This is a genomic window from Methylobacterium sp. EM32 (assembly GCF_040593685.1).
Classification (GTDB): Bacteria; Pseudomonadota; Alphaproteobacteria; order Rhizobiales; family Beijerinckiaceae; genus Methylobacterium.
Genome location: NZ_JBEXZS010000278.1, coordinates 1 through 5834 on the forward strand (window position 1 = coordinate 1; position 5834 = coordinate 5834).

Sequence of the window (5834 nt, forward strand, 5' to 3'; positions counted from 1 at the left end):
GCGCGCCGTAAAATCGCGCGGATCACGAACCTCGCGGAAGATTGTCAGGATCTGCTCGACCATGATCGGACCCTCCTGGGGGGACGGTCCGATCAAATCCGTTCGAGCACATCATCGCAATCCGAGATCTACTCGTATGCAATCGCCCTGCTCTGCGGGGGAGGGTGGCGAGCGGAGCGAGCCGGGAGAGGGGCAGCGCGACGATGAAGGACATGGCGCCCTTCACCGCGCGCGCGACACCTCCGGAAGCGGCGTCCCCTCTCCCGCCCCACTCCGTGGGGCACCCTCCCCCGCAGAGGGGGGAGGGGAAGCCCGCGCCTCTTCTTGGACTGGACAGCCCCTCGCGCGGGGGAAAGGATCCCGGCGCCGATCGCCGCCCTACACCACCCGCAACAGCACGTGCTTCTTGCGCCCGAAGGACAGCTTCACCACGCCCTCCGGGGTGACGTCACCGGCACCGATCACCGCGCGCTCGTCGGTGACGGGCGCGTCGTTGACCTTGAGCCCGCCGCTCTTCACCTGCCGCCGCGCCTCGCTGGTCGAGGGCACCAGCGCCGCGTGATCCGGCCCAAAGGCCGAGAGCACGCCGAGCCCCGCCTCGATCGCCGCGCGCGACACCTCGACGGTGGGCAGGCTCTGCGCCAGCGCGCCCTCCTCGAAGGTGCGCCGCGCCGTCTCGGCGGCGGCCTCCGCCGCCTCGCGGCCGTGCAGCAGGGCGGTAGCCTCGGTGGCCAGCACCTTCTTGGCCTCGTTGATCTCCTGGCCGCCCAGGCCTTCGAGCCGCGCCACCTCGCCGAGCGGCATCAGGGTGAACAGCCGCAGGAAGCGGCCGACATCGGCATCCTCGGTGTTGCGCCAGAACTGCCAGTACTCGTACGGGCTCAGCATGTCCGGGTTGAGCCAGACCGCGCCGGAGGCCGTCTTGCCCATCTTGGCGCCGGACGCCGTGGTCATCAGCGGGCAGGTCAGGGCGTGGAGCTGGGGCGTGCCGAGGCGCCGGCCGAGATCGATGCCGGTGACGATGTTGCCCCACTGGTCCGAGCCGCCCATCTGCAGCGTCACGCCATAGCGGCGGTTCAGCTCGACGAAGTCGTAGGCCTGCAGGATCATGTAGTTGAATTCCAGGAACGACAGCTCCTGGTCGCGCTCCAGCCGCAGCCGCACGCTGTCCATCGACAGCATCCGGTTGACCGAGAAGTGCCGGCCGATCTCGCGCAGCATCTCGATGTAGTTGAGCGTCGTCAGCCACTCGGCGTTGTCGGCCATCAAGGCGGCGTTGGACCCGGCCTTGAAATCGAGGAAGCGCGAGAAGGTCTTGCCGATCTCGGTCTTGTTGGCCTCGATCTGGTCGAGCGTCAGGATCTTGCGGCTCTCGTCGCGACCCGACGGATCGCCGACGCGGGTGGTGCCGCCGCCCATCAGCGCCACCGGCTTGCCGCCGGTCGCCTGGAGCCAGTGCAGCATCATGATCGAGAGCAGGTGGCCGATATGCAGCGACGGCGCCGTGCAATCGTAGCCGACATAGGCCGTCAGCCGGCCCTCGCGGGCGGCCTCGTCCACGCCCGAAAAGTCGGAGCATTGGTGGACGTAGCCGCGCTCCAGGAGGACGCGGAGGAAGTCGGAACGCGGCGCGAAGTCGGTGGGCGCGGCCATGGAACTCTCGATCGGTCTCGTGATGGCAATCTGCCTGGGGCGGTGGCGCGACAGCGCGGCGCCGCCATGCTAGCTCCGTCGGACTCGGAACGGGTCGGCTCATAGCAAAGCCGGCCCCGAAAGGCACGGGGGGCTAATCGGAATGGCGATGCGGCGCGCGATCGGGCTGATGAGCGGCACCTCCCTCGACGGCGTCGACGTCGCGCTGATCGAGACCGACGGCGAGACGATCCGGGTCGAGCGCAGCCATAACGGCTATCTCGAGCCGCTGGGCCCCACCGGCTACCGCGCCTATTCGGACGACGACCGGGCGCTGCTGCGCCAGGCGCTCGTCGACGCCGAGGCCGTGACCGAGCGCAGCGAGCGCCCGGGCTGCTTGGGACAAGCCGAGGACCTGGTGACCCGCCTCCACGCCGAGGCGGTCGAGAACTTCCTGGCCGAGAACGGCTTGAGCGCCGCCGATATCGACGTGATCGGCTTCCACGGCCAGACCGTGGTGCACCGGCCCGACCAGAAGATGAGCGTGCAGATCGGCGACGGCCAGGCGTTGAGCCGCCGTCTCGGCATCAAGGTGGTGTCGGACCTGCGCAACGCCGACATCGAGGCGGGCGGGCAGGGCGCGCCGCTGGTGCCGGTCTTCCACCGGGCGCTGGCCCAGGCCTCGGGCTTCGCCGACAGCCTCGGCATCCTGAATATCGGGGGCGTGGCGAACGCGACGCTGATCGCCCGGGACGGCAAGATCCTCGCCTTCGATACCGGTCCCGGCAACGCGCTGATCGACGACTGGATGCGCGAGCGCACCGGCCACGCGCTCGACGACAACGGCCGCACGGCGGCCCGCGGCCGGCCCGACGAGCCGCTGCTCGCCTGGCTGCTGATCCACCCGTTCTTCTCGCGCCGGCCGCCCAAATCCCTCGACCGGAACTGGTTCTCGCACAAGCTCGCCGGCCAGCTCTCGACCGAGGACGGTGCCGCGACGCTGACCGCCTTCACCGCCCGGGCGGTCGCCCGCGCCCTCGACCACGCCTCCGACCCGCCGACCCGCTGGATCGTCGCCGGGGGTGGGGCCCGCAACGGCGAATTGCTGCGCCAGCTCAACTACTACCTGCGCGCCGAGATCACGACGGCGGACGCCATCGGCTGGTCCTCCGCCTTCCTGGAGGCCCAGGCCTTCGCCTACCTCGCGGTGCGCTCGGTGGAGGGCCTGCCGATCACCTTCCCGTCGACGACCGGCGTGAGCCAGGCGATCACCGGCGGGGTGCTGGCGCGGCCGGAGGGGTGAGGGGACCCACTCACCGCGACGGCACCCATTGCCGCGACAGCGCGTAGAGCCGGTGCCCGAACGACCAGGTGCGCAGGAAGCGACGGGCGTAGCGCACGGGATCGTCGGCGAGGCGGCAATGGCGCCTCAAGGTGTCGCGCGCAGCCTCCGCATCGCCGCTGTCGAGGAGCTGGCGGGCGTATTCGAGCATCAGGAAGTTGCGGTAGCGCCCGGCGGAGCGCACGAGGTGGCGCGGCACCGTACCGTGGCGCAGGAGCGCGGTGAGCGTCCGGTCGAAGGGCGGCGGCAGCGGGCGCCGGCGCATCTGGCCGGCGAGCGCGCTGGTCGGGTGGCCGTCGCGGTAGACCGCCGTCGGCTCGGCGACGTAGCGGAACGGGCCCTCGAAGGCGAGGCGGCACCAGGTGTCGGTATCCTCGCCCATCACGGCGCCGACCGGAAACAGCCCGGCCCGGATCAGCGCGGCCCGCTCCACCAGGAGGCTGCTCGGATGCACCGCGTAGGGGTAGGTCGCGAGCACGAAGGCGAAGGGATCGTCGACGCGCTGGTCGGGCACGTCGGCCTTCATCACCGGCGCGGAGCGGCTGGCCAGCAGGTGGTTGGCGAAGACCGCGACCGCATCCCTCCGGGCGGCCGCCGCCATCAGGTTCTCGAGGTGCCGGCCGGCCCAGAGGTCGTCGGCGTCGAGGAAGGCGATCCAGTCGCCGCGCGCCGCGGCGACGCCCCGGTTGCGCGCCGCCGACGCGCCGGCATTGTCCTGGCGGATCAGGCGGATCCTGCGGTCCGTGAACCCCGCGACGACGTCGCCGCCGCCATCGGTCGAGCCGTCGTCGACGACGATCATCTCGAACAGCGGATAGGTCTGCCGGAGCACCGCCTCGATCGTCTGGCCGACCACGTCCGCCTTCTGGAACAGCGGGATCACCACGGAGACGGCGGGAAGGGGGAAGGAGGCCATGGCGGGAGTCCCGGCTGGAGCATGGTCCGACGACGTGGATACCGGTTCGTCGACGATCATGCGGCGACATCGAAGACCTGGAGCCCCATCCGACCGCCACGCGATCCGATGGGCTTCAGGGCGCGAGGCATCGCGCCACGTCCGGCTCCTGATTAGCAGGCGGGCCTTGGGCCGAGAGCCGCGCCTTCCGGACACCGGCCACCGGCCGTCAGGGTGAGAGGGGCTACGGCGAAGGGTGGAGGCGGCATCGCCCGCGGCTCGTCCGGTGAGGCCCGCCGCAACTGGGCGGCCGATCACCGTCGGGGCGCCGGACAGCCGCCAGGACCGACGGCCACCCGTTGGGATTCTGGGACAAGAGATTGGGACGCGGCGGCGTTTCCCGGGTCCGGCATCCATGTTTGAACTAACGCCGTCGCCCACCCTGCAACGGCACGCGGACTATGTCGAAGAGAAGCTACTCCCCGATCCCGGCTTGGCTGCGCCGTCGCGGCTATTCCCCGCGCGCGAAGCTGGCGATCGCCTCCGCGGTCGAGCGCTCGGCCCGCCGGCGCGACGTCGCCGCGGAGCCGGAGAGCCGCTGCCAGATCATTCCCTTCCCCATCCGCACGCTGCCGCCGGTCCGGCGCGACGCGCTCGGCGCTGCGTGACGCCGCCGGGTCGCGGCCATTCGAGCGCGTCGGGATGTGCGGGAGCCTGGTCCTCGCAAGGAACGCGTGTGCGAACCCCTGAGAGCCCTTCACGATCGCGCTGCAATCGCGAAGCTCTCTAGTTCATTGATTTGGCCGCATTTTCTTCGACGAACCGGTATCCACTTCGTCGGAAAATGCTCTAATGGCCCGCCGTCGTCCTCGTCGCGATCCCGCGGCGGCGCGCCGGCATCAGGGACCGGGGATAGGCTGCTCCTGAACCGACCGGCACCAAGCCGATGCTCACACCCCCTCGCGAAACGGGGGCCGTCCCTTCATGATGAGGGGCCGTTGAATTCTGTCGGCGCCAGTGGGCGGTCTCCGAGGCCGCCTTCCGGCGTCACAGCGCCAGCACCGCCAGCCATCCCGGCACGCCCAGTCCGTTCTGCCGCCGGATCTCCGCCGGCTCCAGCAGCGCGATCCGTAAGCCCGCCGCCGCCGCATCCTCCCGCAGGCTCGCGACCCCGTGGGCGTAGCGGCCATCCGCCCCGAGCACCGCGCCGCGCGCGCCGGCATGGCCCTGCACCGTGAAGGCGAACAGGCCGCCGGGAGCCAGCACCCGGGCGGTCTCCCGCAGCACCGGCCCGATCTCGCGCAGGTAGATGAACACGTCCGCCGCCACCGCGAGGTCGGCGCTCGACGGCGGCTCGGCCCGCAGAAAATCCCGCAGGTCGCCCTCGTGCAGCCGGGCGTAGAGCCCGGTGCGGCGCGCCTCGGCCAGCATGCCGGGCGAGAGGTCGATGCCGGCGAGCGTGCCGGCGCTCCCGCCGAGGGCCCGGGCCATCAGGCCGGTGCCGCAGCCGAGGTCGAGAACGCGGGGAAAGGCGGCGTCCGGCCCGCGCAGCCGCTCCAGGGCGGTCCGGATCAGCCCCGGGCCGCAATAGCTCAAGCCCTCGACCAAGTGGCGCTCGAAGCGGCCGGCATAGCCGTCGAACAAAGCCCGGACATAGGCCGGCGAGATCGCCTCCCCGGCCACCTCGCCGAGCTCCGCCAGATGCAGGCGGGCGCCGAGAGAATCCTCCGGATCGAGGGCGAGCGCGGCCCGGAACGCCTCCGGGGCGTCCGCCCGCAGGGCGGGGTCGGCGGCGCGGGCGCGGCCGAGCAGGAGCCAGGCCGGGGCGTAGCCGGGGGCGCGCTCGAGCACCTGGGCGGCGAGGTCGGCCGCGGCGCCCGCGTCGCCGTCGGCCAAGGCGGCCTCGGCCCAGGCGTAGCGGCGGTCGGCGAGGAGGTCGCCGGAGGAGCGGGCGGGGGCGGGCAT

General features: G+C 71.7%; 5 protein-coding genes. 2 read left to right on the plus strand and 3 right to left on the minus strand.

The genetic code is table 11. From position 1 onward, the window contains the following. Positions 1-378: 378 nt before the first annotated feature. Positions 379-1653, minus strand: coding sequence for a tyrosine--tRNA ligase (tyrS, locus tag ABZT49_RS34225; protein ID WP_355293077.1), 1275 nt, complete (start codon positions 1651-1653; stop codon positions 379-381). Positions 1654-1795: 142 nt separating this feature from the next. On the opposite strand from tyrS, the gene ABZT49_RS34230 reads away from it, so the two are divergent. Next, complete coding sequence (locus tag ABZT49_RS34230; protein WP_355293079.1) at positions 1796-2935, plus strand: anhydro-N-acetylmuramic acid kinase; 1140 nt, start codon at positions 1796-1798, stop codon at positions 2933-2935. A 10-nt stretch (positions 2936-2945) separates the two neighbouring features. On the opposite strand, the gene ABZT49_RS34235 is transcribed toward ABZT49_RS34230, so the two are convergent. Beyond that, positions 2946-3890, minus strand: coding sequence for a glycosyltransferase family A protein (locus ABZT49_RS34235; RefSeq protein ID WP_355293081.1), 945 nt, complete (start codon positions 3888-3890; stop codon positions 2946-2948). 440 nt (positions 3891-4330) lie between these two features. On the opposite strand from ABZT49_RS34235, the gene ABZT49_RS34240 reads away from it, so the two are divergent. Further along, on the plus strand, positions 4331-4537 hold the full coding sequence (locus tag ABZT49_RS34240) for a hypothetical protein (protein WP_355293083.1): 207 nt from the start codon (positions 4331-4333) through the stop codon (positions 4535-4537). A 379-nt stretch (positions 4538-4916) separates the two neighbouring features. Here ABZT49_RS34240 and ABZT49_RS34245 read toward each other — a convergent pair whose 3' ends face one another. Then, on the minus strand, positions 4917-5834 hold the full coding sequence (locus ABZT49_RS34245) for a methyltransferase domain-containing protein (protein WP_355293085.1): 918 nt from the start codon (positions 5832-5834) through the stop codon (positions 4917-4919).